This window comes from Curtobacterium sp. 9128, from assembly GCF_007673775.1.
Taxonomy (GTDB): domain Bacteria; phylum Actinomycetota; class Actinomycetes; order Actinomycetales; family Microbacteriaceae; genus Curtobacterium.
In genome coordinates this window covers 360395-378105 of record NZ_VEAF01000002.1, presented here as the reverse complement: position 1 = coordinate 378105, position 17711 = coordinate 360395, and the positions used below count along the sequence as shown (strand labels likewise).

16 protein-coding genes are annotated in these 17711 nt (G+C 72.8%); 5 read left to right on the top strand and 11 right to left on the bottom strand.

Going from position 1 to position 17711, the window contains the following annotated elements:
• Nucleotides 1–99 precede the first annotated feature (99 nt).
• Together FS641_RS04975 and FS641_RS04970 are read right to left on the bottom strand one after the other, a co-directional pair.
• The gene (locus tag FS641_RS04975) at nucleotides 100–879 is read right to left on the bottom strand and encodes a DNA-formamidopyrimidine glycosylase family protein (RefSeq protein WP_144760782.1); all 780 of its coding nucleotides are present in this window, start codon (nucleotides 877–879) and stop codon (nucleotides 100–102) included.
• Nucleotides 872–5602, bottom strand: a complete 4731-nt coding sequence (locus FS641_RS04970; RefSeq protein ID WP_144760779.1) for an ATP-dependent helicase — start codon at nucleotides 5600–5602, stop codon at nucleotides 872–874. Before FS641_RS04970 ends, FS641_RS04975 begins: the two co-directional genes overlap by 8 nt.
• 170 nt (nucleotides 5603–5772) lie before the next feature.
• Between FS641_RS04970 and FS641_RS04965 the strand changes: the two genes are divergently transcribed.
• On the top strand, nucleotides 5773–6441 hold the full coding sequence (locus tag FS641_RS04965) for a PadR family transcriptional regulator (protein ID WP_144761534.1): 669 nt from the start codon (nucleotides 5773–5775) through the stop codon (nucleotides 6439–6441).
• A gap of 70 nt (nucleotides 6442–6511) precedes the next feature.
• Here FS641_RS04965 and FS641_RS04960 read toward each other — a convergent pair whose 3' ends face one another.
• Complete coding sequence (locus tag FS641_RS04960) at nucleotides 6512–7129, bottom strand: alpha/beta hydrolase (protein ID WP_144760777.1); 618 nt, start codon at nucleotides 7127–7129, stop codon at nucleotides 6512–6514.
• A 73-nt stretch (nucleotides 7130–7202) separates the two neighbouring features.
• Between FS641_RS04960 and FS641_RS04955 the strand changes: the two genes are divergently transcribed.
• On the top strand, nucleotides 7203–7745 hold the full coding sequence (locus FS641_RS04955; protein WP_144760774.1) for an NUDIX hydrolase family protein: 543 nt from the start codon (nucleotides 7203–7205) through the stop codon (nucleotides 7743–7745).
• An 88-nt stretch (nucleotides 7746–7833) separates the two neighbouring features.
• On the opposite strand, the gene FS641_RS04950 is transcribed toward FS641_RS04955, so the two are convergent.
• Together FS641_RS04950 and FS641_RS04945 are read right to left on the bottom strand one after the other, a co-directional pair.
• Nucleotides 7834–8034 carry a CsbD family protein gene (locus FS641_RS04950; protein WP_144760771.1) on the bottom strand — a complete coding sequence of 67 codons (201 nt, stop codon included), beginning with the start codon at nucleotides 8032–8034 and terminating at the stop codon, nucleotides 7834–7836.
• A gap of 113 nt (nucleotides 8035–8147) precedes the next feature.
• A complete protein-coding gene (locus tag FS641_RS04945) occupies nucleotides 8148–9767 on the bottom strand; it encodes a DEAD/DEAH box helicase (protein WP_144760769.1) in 1620 nt (539 codons plus the stop codon).
• A gap of 533 nt (nucleotides 9768–10300) precedes the next feature.
• Here FS641_RS04945 and FS641_RS18380 point away from each other — a divergent pair.
• Complete coding sequence (locus FS641_RS18380; RefSeq protein WP_260855687.1) at nucleotides 10301–11032, top strand: endo alpha-1,4 polygalactosaminidase; 732 nt, start codon at nucleotides 10301–10303, stop codon at nucleotides 11030–11032.
• 176 nt (nucleotides 11033–11208) lie between these two features.
• On the opposite strand, the gene FS641_RS18250 is transcribed toward FS641_RS18380, so the two are convergent.
• The 4 genes from FS641_RS18250 to FS641_RS04920 form a co-directional block, all read right to left on the bottom strand.
• On the bottom strand, nucleotides 11209–11832 hold the full coding sequence (locus tag FS641_RS18250) for a GntR family transcriptional regulator (RefSeq protein ID WP_222122044.1): 624 nt from the start codon (nucleotides 11830–11832) through the stop codon (nucleotides 11209–11211).
• Between the two features lie 10 nt (nucleotides 11833–11842).
• The gene (locus tag FS641_RS04930; RefSeq protein ID WP_144761528.1) at nucleotides 11843–12412 is read right to left on the bottom strand and encodes a DUF1684 domain-containing protein; all 570 of its coding nucleotides are present in this window, start codon (nucleotides 12410–12412) and stop codon (nucleotides 11843–11845) included.
• A gap of 204 nt (nucleotides 12413–12616) precedes the next feature.
• Nucleotides 12617–13093, bottom strand: a complete 477-nt coding sequence (locus FS641_RS04925) for a hypothetical protein (RefSeq protein WP_144760766.1) — start codon at nucleotides 13091–13093, stop codon at nucleotides 12617–12619.
• A gap of 30 nt (nucleotides 13094–13123) precedes the next feature.
• Nucleotides 13124–13756: a GNAT family N-acetyltransferase gene (locus tag FS641_RS04920; RefSeq protein ID WP_144760763.1), complete on the bottom strand. Its 633-nt coding sequence runs from the start codon at nucleotides 13754–13756 to the stop codon at nucleotides 13124–13126.
• Between the two features lie 95 nt (nucleotides 13757–13851).
• Between FS641_RS04920 and FS641_RS18375 the strand changes: the two genes are divergently transcribed.
• Nucleotides 13852–14586 (top strand): 2-phosphosulfolactate phosphatase, encoded by a 735-nt coding sequence (locus FS641_RS18375; RefSeq protein ID WP_260855686.1) that lies wholly within the window; start codon nucleotides 13852–13854, stop codon nucleotides 14584–14586.
• 50 nt (nucleotides 14587–14636) lie between these two features.
• Nucleotides 14637–14939, top strand: a complete 303-nt coding sequence (locus FS641_RS04905) for a DUF427 domain-containing protein (protein WP_144760754.1) — start codon at nucleotides 14637–14639, stop codon at nucleotides 14937–14939.
• 125 nt (nucleotides 14940–15064) lie between these two features.
• On the opposite strand, the gene FS641_RS04900 is transcribed toward FS641_RS04905, so the two are convergent.
• Together FS641_RS04900 and FS641_RS04895 are read right to left on the bottom strand one after the other, a co-directional pair.
• Nucleotides 15065–16318, bottom strand: a complete 1254-nt coding sequence (locus tag FS641_RS04900) for an Nramp family divalent metal transporter (RefSeq protein WP_144760752.1) — start codon at nucleotides 16316–16318, stop codon at nucleotides 15065–15067.
• A gap of 432 nt (nucleotides 16319–16750) precedes the next feature.
• Complete coding sequence (locus FS641_RS04895; protein WP_144760749.1) at nucleotides 16751–17668, bottom strand: hypothetical protein; 918 nt, start codon at nucleotides 17666–17668, stop codon at nucleotides 16751–16753.
• Between the last annotated feature and the right edge of the window lie 43 nt (nucleotides 17669–17711).

Here is a 17711-nt window from a genome sequence, read left to right as displayed (position 1 = left end):
ACGGGCGCACGGGTCGCGCCGCGCAACAGACGACGGAGTCGACGTCGTACGACAGCGACGATGTCGTTCCGCGTCGACCGGACGGAGCCGCAGCGCCGCTCAGGTCTGGCAGCGCGGGCACCAGTACGTGTCCCGCAGGGTGAGCTCGGTGTCGCCGAGCTCCCCCGCGCGGATCGGTGTCCGGCAGCGCAGGCAGGGCTTGCCCCGCCGGTTGTAGACCCAGAACCGGGAGCCGGACCGGTCGACGCCGGTGGTCACGCGGTGACTGCGGTCCCGGTTCGTCAGGATCAGCCGGTGCGCCATGGTGATCATCCGTGCCGGGTCGGAGACCTGCCCCACGGGACGGGTCGGCAGCACGCCGCGGAGGAAGCAGAGCTCGTTCCGGTACACGTTGCCGAGCCCGGCGAGCACGCGCTGGTCGAGCAGCGCGAGCCCGACCGGACGCTCGGGGTCGGCCGTCAGGTTCGCCAGCGCGACGTCCGCGTCCCAGTCCGGCCCGAGCAGGTCCGGACCGAGGTACCCGACGATCTCCGACTCCTGCTCGCGGGGGACGACCTCGAGCACGCCGAGCGTGAAGCCGACGGTCGAGACGTCCTCCGCGTCGAGGACCGCGCGCGCCTGGTAGGCCGGTCGTCGCCACCGCTCACCCGGCGCGTAGACGTCCCACCGGCCCTCCATCTTCAGGTGCGAGTGGACGGTCAGGTCGCCGATGCGGTGCAGGATGTGCTTCCCCCGCGGGACGACCTCGTCCACGGTGCGACCGACCAGGTCGAGCGTCGCGAACGCCGGCACCCGGAAGTCGCTGCGCGTCAGGACCTTGCCCGCGAGCGCCGTGTGCAGCCGATGCGCGGCACGGAAGACGGTGTCACCCTCAGGCACGGAGCCGGACCCCCTGCGGCGTGGCCGTGAACCCGGCAGCACGGAGGGCCTCGCCGAGTGCCGACTCGAGCACGAAGACGCCGTCCACACGCTCGACGGAGAGCTTCCCGAGGCCGCTCCGGACCGCTGCGGCGACGGCACTCGCGGCCGCGGCGAGGTCGGCGGGGTCCTCGGTGAAGGTCAGCACGGACTTGCCACCACGTTCGACGTAGACCGCGAGTTCCCCGTCGACGAGCACCACGAGCGCCCCGGCCTTCCGCCCGGGCCGGTGTCCGCGGGACTTCGGCTCGGCGGGGGCCGCGGCCGCTGTGACCGGTGCGGGATCGCCGGGGTCCGACACCGGGGCGGCGTCGGTGGGCCACGGCAGCGCGGCCCCGTACGGGTTCGCGGGGTCGGTGGCCGCGAGTGCCAGAGCCGTCCGGGCCCGGTCCCGGTCGGCGCGAGCGTCGTCGTCGAGGTCCCTGGCGAAGGTGCGGAGACGGTCCACCGTCGGACTGGTCGCGAACTGCGCCGCACCGAGTCCCTCGATGAAGTACCCGCGCCGCGCCCGCCCCGACTCCTCGAAGCGCGAGAGCACCCGGTAGACGCCCGCGAACCCGCCGCGGACGCCCTCGACCTGCACGGCACCACGCGTCACGATGCCGTACCGCTCGAGGAGCTGCTCCGCCGTCGCGGCAGCCCGGACGGTGCCGTCGGCCTCGGCGAGGGGCAGCAGGCTCCAGCGTCCGCCGACGTTCGGCGGACCGGACTGTGACGGCAGCGTCGGGCGACGGCGTCCCCGGTACGCACGCGTGCGGGGCGCCGCAGTCGAGCGCGCCTTCCCGCCGAGCATCGCGCGGAGGGGCGCGAACGTGTCGTTCGTGATCTGCCCGGCCCAAACCAGGTCCCACAGCGCGGTCGTCAGCGCCTGGTCGTCCGTGCTGCCCACCGCCTGGCCGAGCTGGCGGAAGAAGTAGGCGCCGCCACCGGCGAGGGCACCGAGCACGTCGCGTTGCAGCTCGGTGGTGTCGTCCCCGGAGGGCTCGGCCAGCGTCGTGGGGGCGGTGTCGGCGAGGTGCAGACGCACCCACCCGTCGTTGCCGGGCAGGGTCCCGCCGCCGGACCAGAGGACCTCTCCCGTGGCCGTGAGCTCGTCGAGCATGCTCGGCGCGTAGTCCGACACCCGGGCCGGCAGCACGAGCGACTCCCAGGCGCTGGCGGGCAGGGCGACGCCGGTGAGCTGGTCGACGACCTGCAGCACACCGTCGATCCCGCGCAGGCCGCCGCGCGCGCCAGGTGCGCTGACGTGCTGCCACGCCGGCAGGAAGCGGCCGAGGGTGTCCGGCGAGACCGGCTCGACCTCGTGCCGGAGCGCCGCGAGCGAGCGCGTGCGGATGCGGCGCAGGACCTCGGCGTCGCACCACTCGGCGCCCTGGCGGTCCGGCCGGAACTCGCCCTCCACCAGACGACGGTCGGCGACGAGCCGCCGGAGCGTGTCCTGCACGACGGCGACGCCGAGTCCGAGCCGGGAGGCGGCCTCCTGCGCGGCGAACGGCCCGTGCGACCGCGCGTACCGGCCGACGAGGTCGCCGAGCGGATCGGCCACGGGTTCGACGAACGCGGTGGGGACGCCGATGGGGAGCGGGACACCGAGGGCGTCGCGGAGTCGGGAAGCGTCCTCGATGACGGCCCAGCGCGCAGCCCCCGCGTGCGAGAAGGACAGCACGCGGCGGTCCCGCTCGAGTGCCTCGAGCGTCGTCCGGATCGTCGTCCGGGCCGCATCGCGATCGTCGTCGGAGGCCACCCAGCTCCGGTCGACCGCCTCGTCGAGGTCGAGCGCGCCGACGAGTCGGAGGACGTCGACGAGTCCTTCGGCGTCGCGGGCGCGGCGGTCGGGGGAGAGCCGCTGCAGGTCCTGCTCGGTCGAGGCGATCACGGCCGGGTCGAGCAGCTCGCGCAGCTCGGCACGTCCGAGCAGTTCGCCGAGGAGGGTCGAGTCGAGCGACAGCGCGGCCGCCCGGCGCTCGGCGAGCGGAGTGTCGCCCTCGTACATGAACGCGGCGACGTACCCGAAGAGCAGCGACCGCGCGAACGGCGACGGCTGCTCGGTCTCGCTCTCGACGAGCCGGATCCGCCGACGGGCGATCTCGTCGGCGATGCCGAGGAGCGCCGGCACGTCGTAGACGTCCTGCAGGACCTCGCGGACGGTCTCGAGCACGATCGGGAACGTCGGGTACTTCTGCGCGACCTCGAGCAGCTGCGACGCCCGCTGTCGCTGCTGCCAGAGCGGCGAGCGGCGACCGGGGTCGCGCCGGGGGAGCAGCAGGGCGCGAGCGGCGCACTCGCGGAACCGTGCCGCGAACAGCGCCGAACCGCCGACCTCGTCGGTGACGAGGGCCTCGAGGTCGTCGCGTTCGAAGACGAACAGGTCGGCCCCGGGAGGCTCGGCGTCGGTCTCCGGGATCCGCACCACGATGCCGTCGTCGGCAGCCATCGCGTCCCCGTCGATCCCGTGGCGTTCGCGCAGACGTGCCGCCACCGCGAGGGCCCACGGCGCGTGCACCTGCATGCCGTACGGGGAGTGCAGGATGAGACGCCAGTCACCGAGCTCGTCGCGGAAGCGCTCCACGACGAGGGTGGTGTCGTTCGGCACGTGTCCGGTGGTCTCGCGCTGCTCACGGAGGAACGTCAGCAGGTTCGTCGTAGCCCGCTCGTCCAGGCCACCCGCGGTCACGCGGGCGCGGGCGTCGGCGTCGGAGGACCCCTCGACCTCCCGGATGAAGGCACCCGTCGCGCGACCGAGCTCGGCGGGGCGCCCGATGCCGTCGCCCTTCCAGAACGGCGCCCGGCCCGGCTGCCCGAACGCCGGGCTCACGATCACGCGGTCGTGGGTGATCTCCTCGATGCGCCAACTGGTGGCACCGAGTGCGAAGACGTCGCCGACGCGGGACTCGTAGACCATCTCCTCGTCGAGCTCGCCGACGCGGGACGCCCGCTCACCGACCATGAACACGCCGAACATGCCGCGGTCGGGGATCGTGCCGCCGCTCGTCACCGCGAGCCGCTGTGCCCCGGGTCGTCCGGTCAGCGTGCCGTGCACCCGGTCCCAGACCAGGCGCGGCCGGAGCTCGGCGAACTCGTCGCTCGGGTAGCGTCCCGTGATCAGGTCGAGGACGGCTTCGTACGCCGACCGCGGCAGCCCGCTGAACGGGGCGCTCCGACGCACCAGCTCGAACCAGTGCTCGACGTCGAGGGTGTCGATCGACCCGGCGGCGACGGTGTGCTGCGCGAGGACGTCGAGCGGGTTGGCGGGGACCGAGATCGACTCGATCTGCCCGGACACCATGCGCTCCACCGTCACCGCGCTGTGCACGAGGTCCGCGCGGTGCTTCGGGAACAGCACCCCGCGGGAGATCTCGCCGACCTGGTGTCCCGCACGGCCGACGCGCTGCAATCCGCTCGCGACCGACGGCGGCGCTTCCACCTGCACGACCAGGTCGACCTCACCCATGTCGATGCCGAGCTCGAGCGAGCTCGTGGCGACGACGCAGCGGAGCCGCCCGGACTTCAGGTCGTCCTCGATGATCGCGCGCTGGTCCTTGGACACGGAGCCGTGGTGCGCGCGGGCGAGTGCCGGCACCGCGGGGTCCGCGCCGCCGCCCTCGGTCTGCCCGGACTGCCCGACGATCTGTGCCGGAGGACGTTTCGGCGCGGCGACCGGCGCGTGCGCCGAAGCCCGTCCCGGCGACTGCGGCCGACCGCCGGGAAGGCCGCCGTCGCCCGCAGCGACTCCGACGAGGGTGGCGTCGGCGGCGGCGAGCACCCGCTCCTCGTGGATCTCGTTGAGCCGGGCGGTCAGCCGTTCGGCCAGGCGCCGGGAGTTCGCGAACACGATCGTCGACCGGTGTTCCTCGATCAGGTCGACCACGCGTTCCTCGACGTGCGGCCAGATCGAGCCGTTCGACGGCGCCTCGGACGAGTCGGCACCGACCGGCGGTGCTCCGAGTTCGGACATGTCGTCGACCGGGACGACCACCTGCAGGTCGAACGTCTTCTGCGCGGGCGGCGCGATGATCTCCACCGGAGCGCGTCCGCCGAGGAACCGCGCGACCTCTTCGGCCGGGCGCACCGTGGCCGACAGGCCGACCCGCTGCACCGGCTTGTCGAGCAGGTCGTCGAGACGCTCGAGCGAGACGGCGAGGTGCGCGCCCCGCTTGCTCGACGCGACGGCGTGGACCTCGTCGATGATGACGGTGTCGACGTTCACCAGGGTCTCGCGCGCCTGCGACGTCAGCATCAGGTACAGCGACTCCGGCGTCGTGATGAGGATGTCCGGCGGCTGACGCAGGAGCTTCTGTCGGTCGGAGGACGGGGTGTCCCCGCTCCGGACGCCCACCGTGACGTCCGGTGGTTCGAGCCCGAGCCGACGAGCAGTCTGCGTGATGCCGACGAGCGGACTGCGGAGGTTCCGCTCGACGTCGACACCCAGGGCCTTCAGCGGGGAGACGTAGAGCACCCGCGTGCGCTGCTTGGCCGGCGGGTGCTCCGTCGAGCTGATCAGTCGGTCGATCGACCACAGGAACGACGCCAGCGTCTTGCCGGACCCGGTCGGCGCCACCACCAGCGCGTGCCGGCCGGTCGAGATCGCGTCCCACGCGCCGGACTGCGCCGCGGTCGGAGCGGAGAACGCGCCACGGAACCACTCCGCAGTGGCGGGGGAGAAGCGCTCGAGCACGTCCGTCATGGTCCGTCCCATCCTGCCCGCGACCCCCGACAACCGGCCCAACGAGAACAAGGGGTTGACAACGCGATAGTTACCGATCTATCGTTAACCCATCGCGATACGGACGGAACAGTTCGGGATCGCGAGACAACGTCGAACACGAACCAAGGAAGGAGTCACTCATGCGCACCATGGATGACTACGACAACAACGACAACGGCCGCCAGCAGCGCGGCTCCGGACCGCGCGGCCCCCGCTTCGGCGGCGCGCGGCAGCACCACGGCGGCGGCTTCCCCGGCCGCGACCACGGTGACCACGGCGGACGCGGCGGCTTCGGCCGTGGCGGATTCGGCCCCGGCATGGGCTTCGGCCCGGGCATGGGACCCGGCATGGGCCTCGGTGGTCCCGGCTTCGGCCGTGAGCGCCGCCGCCGCGGCGACGTCCGCCTCGCCATCCTCGGCCTGCTGGCCGAGGGACCGCAGAACGGGTACGCCGTCATCAAGACGATCGCCGAGCGCACCGGCGGCGCCTGGAAGCCGAGCCCCGGCTCGGTCTACCCGACGCTCCAGCAGCTCGTCGACGAGGACCTCGTCGTCTCGACCGGCGACGGTCGCAAGACGCTCTTCGAGCTCACCGACGCCGGCAGGGCCGAGGCCGAGGCGAAGGCGGACGAGATCGCCGCGGCATGGGAGTCGACCCCGGGCGTCCCGGACGCGCAGCGCGAGTTCTTCGAGACCCTCCGGAAGACGATGGGCGTGCTCCACATGTACCGCACCAGCGCGACGGAGGAGCAGACCAAGGCGGCCGTCGTCAAGGTCGACCAGCTCCGCAAGGACCTCCTGCAGATCCTCGCCGACTAGCGGACGCACCGGCCGTCCGGCCGTGCCTGGAGGCCCGGTGCCAGCTGGCACCAAAGCGCTCGTCCGTCGTTCAGTCGCCGATGAAGGCGGCGACGTCCGCCAGTTCGGCCGCCGACACTGCGTGGGGCAGTCCCTCGTAGGACCGGTCGGTCACGTCGGTGTTCGCCGCTGCCCAGACGGCCGTCCGCGCCGTGGCCTCGCCGGGGATCACCGGGTCGAGGTCGCCGTGTCCGAGGAACACGCGGGGTCGGACGGCGGCGACGGCCTCGTCCCGGGTGTCGGTGATGCCCGGCACCACGAACCCGGACAGCGAGACGGCGAACGCGAACCCGTCGGGTCGGTCGCGCAGGAGCTGCAGCGCCATCGACCCGCCCTGCGAGAACCCGAGCAGCCCGATGCGCGGGTGGTCGGTCGCGACGGAGTCGATCCACTCCAGGACCCCGGCGACGGCGAGGTCGACTGGCCCGGGGTCGGGGGAGCCCGGCGTCCCCAGCGGGTACCAGCTGTACCCGGGCCCCCACGGTTCCGGAGCGCGGAGCGATGCGAGCGTCCACGCCGGGGGCAGCGCCGGCGCGAGCCCGAGCAGGTCGTGTTCGTTCGACCCCACCCCGTGGAGCAGGACCAGCAGGGGCGTCCCGGCGCGCTCGGCCTCGGGACGGGTCCACTGCACGAGTCCTCGGTCGATCATGGGGACAACGGTATCCATCCACAGACGCCGCGCGGTGTGTCGAACTCGCCGGGGCAGCTGGTAGACACGGTGCATGGCCTCGTTGCGCACTCCTGACCCTGACTCCGGCTGGCTGTCCGACGAGGAGCTCGCGACGGTGCGCCGTCGTCTGCCGATCTGTTACGTCGAGGCGATCCCGGTCCGCACCGACGGCCTCGGGGTCGTCACCGAGGTCGGTGTGCTGCTGCGCGTCGCACCGAGCGGCTCCATCGCCCGCACGCTCGTCTCCGGCCGGGTGATGTTCGGCGAATCGATCCGGACGGCGCTGTTCCGGCACCTCGAGAAGGACCTCGGGCCGATGGCCTTCCCCCAGCTGCCCGCGAACCCGGCGCCCTTCACCGTGGCCGAGTACTTCCCGCTGCCCGGGGCGTCGGTCTACACCGACGAGCGGCAGCACGCGATCTCCCTGGCGTACGTCGTGCCGGTCACCGGCACGTGCGAGCCCCGGCAGGACGCGCTCGAGCTGACGTGGATGAGCCCGATGGAGGCCGCCTCCGCCGCGGTCTCGGACGAGATGGAGGGCGGGCGCGGGGCACTCATGCGTGCCGGCCTCGCCTCGGTCGGCGCCCTGCTCTAGCCCCGCGACGCCAGCACGCACGACGAAGCCCCCGTGTCCGTCCGGACCCGGGGGCTTCGCAGCGCGGTCGTCACGACCGTGCTTGGTGCTACTTGTCGTTCTTGAAGCTGTCGGCCACGCCGTGCGCGGCGTCCTTGACGTCGGTCGCGCCCTGCTTCGCCGAGGCCTTCGCCTGGTCGGTCTGACCCTCGGCCTTGAGACGGTCGTTGTCCGTCACGTTGCCGACGGCTTCCTTGGCCTTGCCGGCTGCCTTCTCGGCAGCGTTCTTGATGTCTTCGATGCCAGCCATACGCGGCTCCTTCCGTCAGCGGACAGATCCATCGCGGGCACTTCCTGCCCGGCGATGCACCAGAACCTACGCCGCGGGAGTCACCCGTTCGCAGCGACCGTTGAGGTTCGGCGTCAGCGCGCGGAGCCGGCCGGACGCGACGCCCGACGGGATCCGCCGCGGCGGTTGCCGCCGGACTCCGAGCCCGGCGTGCGACCGGCGGCGTAGCCACCGTCCGACGACCAGACCGGAGCCGAGCCACCGCGGACGGTGTCGCTCGATGCGCGACGGCTACCGCGGCGCTGGCCGCCGGCACCACTGGCGCCCTGCGCCCCGCTGCGACCGTCGCGCCCCGCCGCATCCGGGCGCGACCCGCGTGCCGGGGCGCGACCCTCGCGGGCTGCGCCGGCGGTCTCGGGAGCCGAGCCGGTGCGCCCGGCGCTCGCCGAGCCTCCCGTCCGGCCACCACGACCGCGACCACGACCACGGCCCTGGCCGGCCGTCTCGGAGGAGGCCGCCTGCTGGCGGCGCGGCTGCTGCTGCTGGACCGGCGCCTCGGCGACGTGGCGGATCGGGGCGACCTCGCCGACGAGCTCGGTGACCGGCGCGGACGTCGCGGAGACCTGCTGCGGCTTCGCGGTGATCGCGGCCTTGCGCATCATCTGTGCGACGTCACGGCGCTCGGCCGGCATCACGACCGTCACGACGTCACCGGACGAACCGGCACGCGCCGTGCGGCCGGAGCGGTGCAGGTAGGCCTTGTGCTCGGTCGGCGGGTCGACGTGCACGACGAGCTCGACGTTGTCGACGTGCACGCCACGGGCGGCGACGTCGGTCGCGACGAGGACGAGGGCCTCGCCGGCGGAGAACTTCGCGAGGTTCCGCTCACGGGCACCCTGCGAGAGGTTGCCCTGCAGGTCCACCGCGGGGATGCCCTGGCTCGACAGCTGCTTGGCCAGGCGCTTGGCGTGGTGCTTCGTGCGCATGAAGAGGATGCGGCGGCCGGTGCCCGAGGCGAGGGTGCGGACGAGGTCCTTCTTCGCGTCGGCGTCGGCGACCTCGAACACGTGGTGGGTCATCGCCTCGACGGGGCTCGACTCGTCGTCGACCGAGTGCATCACCGGGTTGTGCAGGAACTTCTTGACGAGCTTGTCCACGCCGTTGTCGAGCGTGGCGGAGAACAGCAGACGCTGCCCCTGCTCGGGCGTCGCCTGCATGATCTTCGTCACGCCGGGGAGGAAGCCCATGTCGGCCATGTGGTCGGCCTCGTCGAGGACGGTGACCTCGATGGCGTCGAGCTGCACGTGGCCCTGCTGCATCAGGTCCGCGAGGCGACCAGGGCACGCGACGACGACGTCGACGCCACCGCGGAGCGCGTCGACCTGGCGGCCCTGCGAGACGCCGCCGAAGATCGTCGTGGTGTTCAGGCCCATCGCCTTCGCGAGCGGGGCGAGGGTCGCGTCGATCTGCGTCGCGAGCTCGCGGGTCGGGGCGAGCACGAGCGCGCGGGGGCGACCGGCACGGCGCTTCCGCGGGTTCGCGGCGAGACGGGCCGCCAGCGGGATCGCGAACGCGATCGTCTTGCCGGAGCCGGTGCGGCCGCGGCCGAGGACGTCCTTGCCCTCGAGCGAGTCGGGGAGGGTGTCCACCTGGATCGGGAAGGCGTTCTCCTTGCCCTGGGCGACGAGGACGTCGACCATCGGGGTCGGGACGCCGAGATCGGCGAAGCGGACGTCAGCAGTGGGGGTGGTCATGGTGACCTTTCGTGGCCGTGCTGGCCATGGTGCGCGCTCGATCGGCGCGCGGGCGGGAGCGTGCCTGCCCGCTCTTGCGAGCGGGGCCCACCTGCTCGTGTGAGCGGGCGTGGCGGTGCGGGCACTGTCGCCGCAGCAGAGAGCCTGGCACCGGTGTCCCGACCCGGACGGGATCCGGGGGAACGGTGGTGCGTGATACACATCGGTCGGGTTCGACCGGGAGGTTTCGGGGCGTCCGTACGACGCACGAGGCGATCGGCGCCTCGAGTACGTCCAGCATAGCGGGTGGTGGCCCGCGGGCGGTAGGGCGGGGTCCGCGTGGGAGGATCGGCCCCGTGCATGCGCGATCCCTGGTCCTCGGTTCCGTGCTCGTCGTGGGCGTGCTGCTGACGGCGGGGTGCGCGGGTGGTGCGGGTCCGGCGGGCGGGGCTGGTTCGTCGAGTGGCTCCGGATCGTCGAGTGGCTCCGGTTCTGCGGGCGGGGTTGGTTCGTCGAGTTCGGCGGGTGGGGCTGGTTCGTCGGCCGTGCCTGGCGTGACCGCGCTGCCCACCGGTGCGGTCCCGGACTACCAGCTCGGCGGGGCGTACCGACCGGCGTCCGGCGTGACCGTCGTCGAACGGGACAGCACGGCACACCCCGCGCCAGGCACCTACGGCATCTGCTACGTCAACGGCTTCCAGACCCAGCCCGAGGACGCGTCGTCGTGGAAGCGCGACCACCCGGACGCCCTGCTCCGCGACGACGACGGGGACCCCGTGTCCGATCCGGGGTGGCCGGACGAGATGCTCCTCGACACCGCCTCGGCGTCGGCCCGCTCGACGATCGTCGCAGTGCTGTCGAAGTCCGTCGCACGGTGCGCCGACCGTGGGTTCGCGGCCGTGGAGTTCGACAACCTCGACTCGTGGACGCGGTCGCACGGTGCGCTGACCCGGTCGGGGAACCTGGCGCTGGCGTCGGCGCTCGTCGAGGTCGCACACGAGCACGGGCTCGCGGCAGCGCAGAAGAACACGCCGCAGCTCGGTGCCGCAGGCAAGCGGGACGCCGGGTTCGACTTCGCCGTCGCGGAGGAGTGCGTGACGTACGACGAGTGCCGGGCGTACACGGACGTCTACGGGGCGCAGGTCATCGACGTCGAGTACTCGGACGACGTCGGGCGGCCGTGGTCCGACGTCTGCGGCATGCGCAGCCGTCCCGCGATGACGATCCTGCGCGACCGGGAGCTCGTCGCCCGTGGGCAGTCGGGGTACGTGTTCGAGCACTGCTGACCCGGGGTGTACGGGCACGCGGTTGCGCGGGGAGCACGGTGCGGGGTTGCGCGGTTGCTCGGGTGCACGGTGCGGGATTGCGCGGTTGCGCGGGGAGCACGGTGCCGGGTTGCGCGGGGGAGCACGGTGCCGGGTTGCGCGGGGAGCACGGTGCGGAGTTGCTCGCTGGTGCGCCGTCAGCCGCATGGTGCGTGCCTGTTTCGCCGCACGGGGACATCAGACGCGCACGGGCCGCGAACCGCGCACCGTGCGAGGGCCGCCCGCTCGCGAACCGCGCACCGTGCGAGGCCGCCCGGCCGCGAACCGCGCACCGTGCGAGGCCGCCCGGCCGCGAACCGCGCACCGTGCGGGTGCCGCCCGGCCGCGAACCGCGCACCGTGCGAGACCCGCCCGGCCGCGAACCGCGCACCGTGCGAAGAGCCCCCGCTCCTACGCCGGCCAGACGTCGCGGAGCGCCCCCACAGCCTGGTCCGCCGACAACCCGGCAGCCCGCGCCACCGCAGCGAGCGCCCGCGCCGCGCCGCGCCGACCACGTCCTCCGGGACGTCCGCCGGGCGCACCACCCGGGTGCCGGCACCGCGCGCAGTGTGCACGAGCCCGGCCTCCTCGAGCAGCGTGTAGGCCTTCGCGACCGTCCCCGCGGCGAGCCGGAGCTCCTCGGCCAACGCCCGCACACTCGGCAGCCGCTGCCCGTCCACCAGGTACCCGGCGGCGATCTGCGCCGCGATCTGTGCCCGGACCTGTTCGTACGGGGGGATGCGCCCTCCTGCGTCGATCGCGACGAGCCCGGTCGAAGTCATCGCGCCCACCCTAGAAGTCGTACTGTTCGCCGACGGGGATCGCCACGGCCACGGTGTTCCCCGGAGGCGCGAGCGGGCACGCCCACGCCGGGTCGTACGCGCATGAGGGGTTGTACGCGAAGTTGAAGTCGAGCACGAGCTCGCCGTCGTCACCACCGAGGTCGGCGCCCTTGATGGTGTCGAGCAGGTAGCGACCGCCGCCGTAGGTCCCGCGGGCCTTCCCGGCGCTGGCGTCCTTCACCGGGACGAACACGCCGCCCGCGTAGCCGCCGTGGGACCACACGTCGAGCGTCCCGATGCCGGGCAGCGTCACGACACCGAGTCGGTCGAAGTGCACGATCCCGTCGGTACCGGTCTCGACGTCCATCACCTGCGCTTCGGCAGCCTCGACACGGGCGCGGAACCGCCACTCCGGGTCGTACGGCGGCACCGGGAGCTCCTCGAAGTCGCGCGCGTCCTCGTCGAGCAGCGGGCTGGCCGGGTGTTCGGCGAACATCGCGTCGCGGGTCTCCCGCCACAGCGCGTGGGCGGTCTCCGGGTCCGGCGTCGCCCGCACCCGCCGGTACAGGTCGAACGTCATGCGCCGCCAGTCCACGGTCGCCAGCGTGCTGTGCACGCGGTCGTCGGTCGTCGGCTCCTGGGGGCGCGTCTGGCTCACGTCGTCGAGGCTACGCCCGCTCCGCGGCGGACGGGAGGCTCGGATCGCCCCCGCCGGTCGGGACCGGACAGCGGGCGGCGCGTCGAGCACGGCCCCACCGGCCTCGAGCACACCGCGCGCGCCGGGTCAGGCCGGTGGCCAGGACGGCGCCTGCGCACGCATCCGGATCGCACGCCACTGCCAGATCACCCACATGCCCGGCCACAGTGCGAGCCCGAGCGCCCACGGACGCATCCGGTAGTCTAGACGGTCGACGAAGAGCGTCCGACCGTCGGGCAGCGCCGTGGCGGCCATCCGGTGGCGCATCGTCATCCGGGCGAACAGGCCGCTCGTGCCGCCGCCGTTGTCGCGCTGCACCGGGACCCCGTCGACCTCGTACCGGTCGATGTCGACGTGGCTCGAGCCGCTCGGCAGCACCCCGAAGGCACTCGCCGCGATCGGGTGGGGGTGCCCCGGAGTCCACCGGCGCGGGAACCCGGACGGGTCGAGCGACCGGTACACCAGGAACGGCTTCGTGACCCCGACCATCACTTCCGGCGCCATCAGGGCGTCGCGAACGGCGTCGACAGGGGCATCGAGGACCAGGCGGAGACCGACGTGCATGCGGCCGACGGTACTCGGAGCCGCTCGGTGTCAGGCGTGCCGGGCGGAGCGACGCCGCGAGCCCTCTGCCCGGTCGTGCCGCCGGAGCCGCTCCGCGAGCGACAGCCGGACCGTCGGCCACTCCGCCGCGGTGATCGAGAACACCACGGTGTCGCGGAGGGTGCCGTCCCGCCCGATCTGGTGGTTCCGGAGCACACCGTCCTGCTTCGCCCCGAGCCCGGCGATCGCCGCACGCGACTGGTGGTTGTGCCAGTGCGTCCGGAACTCCACCGCGATGCACTGCCAGGTGTCGAACGCGTGCGACAGCATGAGCAGCTTGGCCTCGGTGTTGATGCCGGTGCGCTGTGCCGACCTCGCCAGGAACGTCGACCCGATCTCGACGCGCCGGTTCGCCGTGTCGATGTGCATGAACGTCGTCGAGCCGACGACGCGGCCCGTCGGACGGTCGCGCACGGCGAAGGGCACCATCCGCCCGGCGGTGTGCTCCGCGAGTCGCCGTTCGATCTCGTCGTCGACCTGCGCCGGAGCCGGGATCGAGGAGTACCAGGTCCGCCACAGATCACCGTCGGCGACCGCGGCACGGAGGTCGTCGGCGTGCTCGGAGCCGAGCGGCTCCAACGTCACGCGGTCGCCGGTCAGGGTGGGCGCAGGGGCGATCTCCATGGGACTCGATCGTACCGGCGGCCTCGATGCCGACGGTTCCGAGGGTGCTCCCCTGTGGAAAGGGACAGGTGCTCCACAGCGGTTATCGTGACGGAGTGCGTGAACGAGGGCAGCAGCAGTACCAGGTCCGCTTCGGATGGGGTCTGGCCGGGGCGCACCGGGTCGCCGCGGGTGCCCACGTCGTCGTCTGGGTCGACGTCCTGCCCGACGCGGCCGGGACCGCGGCCGGTGTCGAGGGCACGCACGGGCCCGACGGCACGCACGGACCCGACAGCACGCACGAGCCCGACGGCGCCGACAGCACGCACGGGCCCGTCGGCGCCGACGGACCCGACAGCACTCCCGACCGTCACCGGACGGACCACCGGGCCGTGGCCCGCGGGCTCCCGGTGGGCCCCGAGGTGGTGGCCGGCCACCTCGGCAACGCGACGGCGGTCGCCGAGCGTGTGACGAGCCTCCAGGCCGAGCGGGGTGACCGGTGCGTCGTCGCGGTGGTCGCCGCCGGATCGCACCACGCGGCAGCCGGTGCCGACGCCGCCGAGGCCGCGGGCGAGTCGGCCGACGTGCCGGACGCACCCGACTTCGCGGTCGAGGACCTGCTCGGCGCCGGTGCCGTCATCGACGCCCTGTCCGCCGTCGGGATCGACCACTGCTCACCCGAAGCGGCCGCCGCCAGTGCCGCGTACACGGGCCTCCGGCGAGCCGTGAAGCACCTCGTGAGCGCCTCGGAGGCCGCGCGCACGCTCGAGCCGACGCAGGTGCACGCCGCGCTGGCCCGCGGTCCGGAGCTCGTCACGATCCGCCCGGGGGAACACAACCGGCGCGCGTAGCGTTCTCCACCGAGTGAGCAGGAGCTCATGCACGAGTGAAGGAGCGCACCATGAAGGCAGTAGCCGGAGACACCGTCGTCGCAGAGGCACCCGAGGGTGACCTCATCCAGATCGAGGGCAACTGGTACTTCCCGCCGTCGAGCGTGAACACCGAGCTCTTCACCGAGAGCGACACCCAGTACCACTGCCCGTGGAAGGGCGACACGCAGTACTACACGGTGCACGCCGACGGACGGACGCTCACCGACGCCGCGTGGTCGTACCCGACGCCGATCCCCTCGTCGTTCGACCGCGTGGGCAAGGACTACAGCGGCTACGTGGCCTTCTGGAAGGGCGTCGAGGTCGTCGAGTAGCACGTCGACTCCGCGGCGGTCCCACGCGCTGCGCGACACCCCACGGCGTCGAGCACGCGTGGACCGTCGCGCAGCGCGTGACGACGCTGGCCGGCCCGCGCGCCCGGCCCGCGCCCGCGCCCGCGTCACCCGGCCAGCGTCAGCACGACCAACGCCACGTTGAGCGCGACGATCACCGCCGCGATCACCCACGCGACGATCCGCGTCCCGAACGCGTTCACGTCGGACCCCATGACGCTCCGGCGTGACGTGTAGGCGACCAGCGGGACGATCGCGAACGCGATCCCGAAGCTCAGCACCACCTGGCTCACGACGAGCAGCATCGTCGCGTCGGCGTTGACCGCGAGCAGCACGATCGCCGGGACGAGCGTCACCAGCCGACGCGCGAGCACCGGCACCCGCAGGTGCAGCAGGCCGTGCATGATCTCCGCGCCGGCCATGCACCCCACCGAGGTCGAGGCGAGGCCGGAGGCCAACAGCCCCACCGCGAACAGCACCCCGACGACCGGTCCGACGTGGACCGCGATGGCGGCCTGCGCTCCCGGGATCGAGTCGGTCCCCGGCACGCCGGGCAGCGTCGCCGCGGCGAGCACGAGCATGCAGACGTTCACGCCGCCGGCCACGATGAGCGCGAGCGCCACGTCCCAGCGGGTCATCACCAGCACGCGTCGCCGCTCCGGCCCCGCCGGGGTGTCCCCGTGCCGGTCGCGCGCGAGCGCCGAGTGCAGGTACACCGCGTGCGGCATCACCGTCGCGCCGAGCATCGACGCTGCGAGCAGCACGGACTCCGAGCCCTGGAACCGCGGCACGAGTCCGGACACGAGCGCACCGGGGGAGACCTGCGCGAACAGCAGTCCCGCGCAGAACCCGATCGTCAGGACCGCGAGCATGGCCGTGACGACGACCTCGAACGTGCGTGCGCCCCGCCGGTTCTGCAGCACGAGGATCGCCATCGACACGACCCCCGTGATCAGACCACCCACCACGAGCGGCAGTCCGAACAGCAGGTGCAGCGCCAGTGCACCGCCGATCACCTCGGCGATGTCTGTTGCCGCCGCGACGATCTCCGCCTGCGCCCAGAAGAGCAGCCGCGGTGCGCGCCGCATCCGCATGCCGAGGAGTTCCGGCAGCGACTTCCCCGTCACCACGCCGAGCTTCGCCGACAGGTACTGCACGACGACGGCGCTGGCGTTCGCGGCCACCAGGACCCACAGCAGCAGGTAGCCGTACTTCGCCCCGGCCGTGAGGTTCGCGGCCACGTTGCCGGGGTCCACGTAGGCGATGGCCGCGACGAACGCGGGACCGAGGAGCGTCAGGCTCGCAGCGCGCTTCCGCGGCGCGTCACCCGGGGCGGCCAGACGGGCGGCAGTGTCGGTCATGGGCACCAGCATGCCAGAGAATTCGGGATGCCGAATTCTGGGATTCGGCACGTTGCGAACGTCTGCGGGTCGGTCGACGGCACGCCGGGTCGGGCGAGGTCTTGTGGGCGAGCAGAGCCAGTTGCGATGACGACACCGCTCTCGCGTTGCATCGTGACGTCGACGCCGAGGAGTGTTCCCCAGACCGAGATCGAGGCGCTCGGTCGGGGATCCCGACCCGATGCCGCGGACCGATCCGTACGGGACCACGTCGGCGTGCGGGCTGCGTGGCCGGAATGCGGTGGGGTACCGTTCACCGCTGCAGCTCCGACGTCGCAGCCGCGGCAACCTCCCAGCGGCACCGGGCAACGGCGAAGCCGGATCCGCCGGACGCGCGCGCCGTGCGTTCGACGCCGTCCGACAGACCGGGCAGGCGCCGAGTGCTTCGGCGCATCAGGCTCCCGGCCACCCGGGGCGTTGCGTCTGGCGGACCTCGGCGCCCGACAAGACGTCGAGCGGCAGCGTCGCCTCGTACCAGTCGGCGTCGAGCTTGGTCAGCTCGAGCCCTTCGTTCCGGCGGTAGTCGTGCTGGAGTGACGTCGCGGCGAGTCCGATCTCACGCGGACCGGTCGGCACCTCGTCGGAGACACGGAGGTCGAGTCCGTTCCAGCGGATCCTGATGTCGAGCTCGCAGAACTCCGAGACGTCCTCGATCGGGACGACGGGGCTCGTCTGGACGAAGCCGTCCCGCTCGGCAGCCGGATCGGGCCGGACGATCGCCACGTGGGTCTCTTCGAGGATGTCGCCGATGTAGCGCTCGCCGTCGACCGTCGCGATGCCCCCGCTGTACCGCGAGATCATCCGGCCCTGGAGGGTGCGTCGGGCTTGGAGGTCGTCACGGTAGACCCACCCGATGTGGACGCCGGCATACCGTGCGACGAAGGTCGAGGGGCCGCTGCCGTCGTAGCGCCAGATCTCGGCACCGTACGGGATGCGGTGGGACGGCATCCACGAAAGTGGGACCGTCCGGTCGAGGTCGTTCGGGACGAACCCTGTACCGGTGAAGGGCTCGTGGTCGACCCACATCGCGCCGAGCAACGCCGCGGTGCGTTCGTCGGTTCCGCCCACCGCCGGTGTGATGAAGAGCTCGGGAGCCGCCTCGAAACGCAGGACGTCGAGGTACGGCATGTCCGCGGAGAACGGCGTCGCCGGGAAGTCGAGGCCGTGCACGGCGATCAGGTCGGCGATCTGCTGCAGTCCCGCCGCTGCGTCGAGCGGGATCACGTACCCGGCCACCCGTTCGATCCAGCCGTTGAAGTACCCGTCGCTGAGCTGCGGCGTGATCGCCTTCTGCATGATCGTGGCGCTCAAGTGCTCCCCCCTGCGGTCCTCACCGGTGTCGCTGCACCCATCC